Here is an 899-nt window from a genome sequence, read left to right on the forward strand (position 1 = left end):
TCATTGGCAATCACGTAGGTTTTCAACACAGGATCATAGTTGAGGGAACGGATACCGCCGCCATCAATATCAATCACGGCCACTTCATCAAACTCAGGCTTGGCATTGCGCTCAAATACATCTTTCGGATTGCTGATAAACGCGACCAACGCCATGTTGTTGAACTCAGGATCACGGAATCCCAAAACGAGACGTTTTTTCACCGGATCAAACGCCATGCCCTCAATATTGATTTCTTCAAAAGAAACTTCTGCCTTGGTTCGCTCGCGAATCAAATCATGCAGCTTATGATCGGTTTCCAAAACTTGCGTCAGATTGTCGTAGCTGGTCAGCCCCAACACATTGCCGTCTTGAATTTTAAAGCGCATCAGGTGTTCGCGGTCAGGTGAGCGGTTGCCTTTACGGGTGCGCGAGTGTGAAGTCAGCGCGTAGATAAAGCCTTCATCGTCGCGAGCCAAGGCTTCCAAGTCGCTGAGACGACGTTTGAAACCGGTAATCACGCGCGTATCCAATGCCTCGTCTTCCACAAACCTGCCGGTTTTATCAATGCTGATGATACTGAACGCATGGTTGGGTTCGTCTTCCGCGATCAGCAACTTACCATCCGGAAGCTGTTGTACGGCAGAAGGCTCAAATACGCCGTTAAACATATTGATACCCAGCGAACGTAGCTCTGCCGCGTTGTTGGCCGGAGGCATCAGCAATGACGGCAGTGTTTTCACGCCGATAAATGCCGCCAACGAAGCCAGCAAACCCCAGCGGAATACCGCGTAAGATAAGTTAATGTATTTAAACTGCTTATCCGCCAACAAACCAAGCCAGTAAAGATGGTCGCTCATCTTTTCATAGATTTGTTTACGGTCGCCCATAATCTCCTGCATCATTTCCCAATATTGATC

Annotated in this window: 1 protein-coding gene; it reads right to left on the reverse strand. The window is 48.5% G+C overall.

What is annotated here, in order from left to right; genetic code table 11:
• A partial coding sequence (locus ACTHS3_RS15540; RefSeq protein ID WP_440368445.1) for a DUF3616 domain-containing protein occupies positions 1 to 899 on the reverse strand: 899 nt, incomplete at both ends.

The sequence above is a fragment of the Neisseria sp. P0009.S007 genome (assembly GCF_051962515.1).